Genomic DNA, 1,723 nt, shown 5'->3' with positions numbered 1-1,723 from the left:
GTACGGGACGTGCCTAGGCGGGCTGCGTCGCCGCCGCGATGCGCTCGTTGCGCAGCGCCTCGTACCAGCGGTCGTCTATGGCCGGCAGCGCGTTCACGTCGAGGGCCAGCTTCAGCAGCAGGTCCGCGATCAGCGGGTTGCGGGCCATCACGGGGCCGTGCATGTACGTACCGAAGACGGTGTCGTTGTACGCGCCCTCGGTGCCGTCGCCGGTGCCGTTGCCGCGGCCCAGCCGGGTGCGGGCGAAGGGCCGGGCCGTCGGGCCCAGGTGCGTGACGCCCTGGTGGTTCTCGAAGCCCGTCAGCGGCGGCAGGTTCAGCCGCGGGTCGATGTCGGCCAGCACGTCGCCGACGCACCGCTCGCCCTCGCCGCGCACGGTGACCACGTCCAGCAGGCCGAGGCCCTGCTGGCGCTCGCCCATGTCGTTGACGAACTCCTGGCCGAGGATCTGGTACCCGGCACAGACGGAGAAGACGATCGCCCCGTTCGAGACGGCGCGCTCCAGGCCGCCGTCGCGCAGCAGCCGCTCCGCGGCCAGCCGCTGCGGCCGGTCCTCACCGCCGCCGATCAGGTAGATGTCGCCCGACGTGGGGATCGGCTGGTCGCTGCGCACGTCCACGCGCTGGACGTCCAGGCCGCGCTGGCGCGCCCGGCGCTCCACCACGAGGGCGTTGCCCTGGTCTCCGTACGTGCTGAGCAGGTCCGGGTAGACCCACACCAGACGCAGGCTGTTGTCGCTCATGCTCTTGTCCTCTGCGGTTCTGACGGGGCGCTAGTTGCCGACGCGGCGGCGCACGTCCTGGAAGGCGGTGTAGTTGGCGATCAGCTCGATCTGCCCGGGCGGCGCCAGCTGCACGGCCTCGTCGAGGGTCTCGCAGACCCGGAAGTCCAGACCGGCCACTTCCAGGCGGACCGCGAGGTCCAGCTTGCGGTCGCCGATCACGAAGATCGGGTGGCCGGCGAGGCGCGGGTAGTCCACGTCCCACAGCCAGGAGGTGTCCGTGCCGTCGGCGCCGCGCGCGTTCACCGAAAGGATCACCGGCGTGGGCGGCGGGTCGATCAGCGAAAACGTTTCGAGCCAGCCCGCCGGGTTCTTCGCGAGCAGCAGCCGCAGCTCGCGGCCCATGAAGTTCACGACGTCGTAACGGCCCGCGACGGCCTGCACCTGGTACATGCGCTCCAGCGCGACCTGCGGGGGTACGCCGAACACGGCGGCCACGGCGGCCGAGGTGGCGGCGTTCGCCTTGTTGGCGCGGCCCGGCAGCTGGAGGTGGATCGGCCAGGCGCTGCCGTGCGGGTCGAGCACGTGGTCGCCGGAGAGCACCCAGCTGGGGGTGGGGCGGCGGAAACCGCACTCGCCGCAGAACCAGTCGTCGCCGGGGCGCTGCATGACGCCACCGCAGGAGGGGCACGACCAGGCGTCGTCCTTCCACTCCTGGCCGGCGGCGACCCACACGACGTTCTGCGACGAGGACGCCGACCACACGATCAGCGGGTCGTCGCAGTTCGCCACGATGACCGCCTTGGAGCCCTGGAGCCCCTCGCGCCACTTCTCGGCGAGCATGCGGGTCTCGGCCGCGCGGTCCAGCTGGTCGCGGGAGAGGTTCAGCAGGGCGATCACCTTGGGGGTGACGTCCCGGGCCACCCCGGCCAGGTACTTTTCGTCGACCTCGATGACGCCGTACTTGGCGTCCGAGCCCCCGGCCAGGGCCGAGGTGATGCC

The 1,723-nt window shown here is 71.9% G+C and carries 2 protein-coding genes; both read right to left on the bottom strand.

The genetic code is table 11. The annotated features are described in order from the left end of the window. Positions 1–13: 13 nt before the first annotated feature. On the bottom strand, positions 14–742 hold the full coding sequence (locus tag ACFV0Q_RS41370) for a glutamine amidotransferase (RefSeq protein WP_351825996.1): 729 nt from the start codon (positions 740–742) through the stop codon (positions 14–16). 30 nt (positions 743–772) lie between these two features. Beyond that, positions 773–1,723, bottom strand: a 951-nt coding sequence (locus tag ACFV0Q_RS41365) for a Mur ligase family protein (protein WP_385013244.1), incomplete at its 5' end; no start/stop codon positions are given.

This window comes from Streptomyces sp. NPDC059564 (assembly GCF_042735575.1).
Taxonomy (GTDB): domain Bacteria; phylum Actinomycetota; class Actinomycetes; order Streptomycetales; family Streptomycetaceae; genus Streptomyces.
Note: the sequence above shows the minus strand (reverse complement) of the source record. Positions and strands in the feature narration are given on the sequence as shown.

What these genes read in the sequence shown, in the direction of transcription:
- ACFV0Q_RS41370 (WP_351825996.1), bottom strand. Translation starts at nt 742, where the DNA reads ATGAGCGACAACAGCCTGCGTCTGGTGTGGGTCTACCCGGACCTGCTC.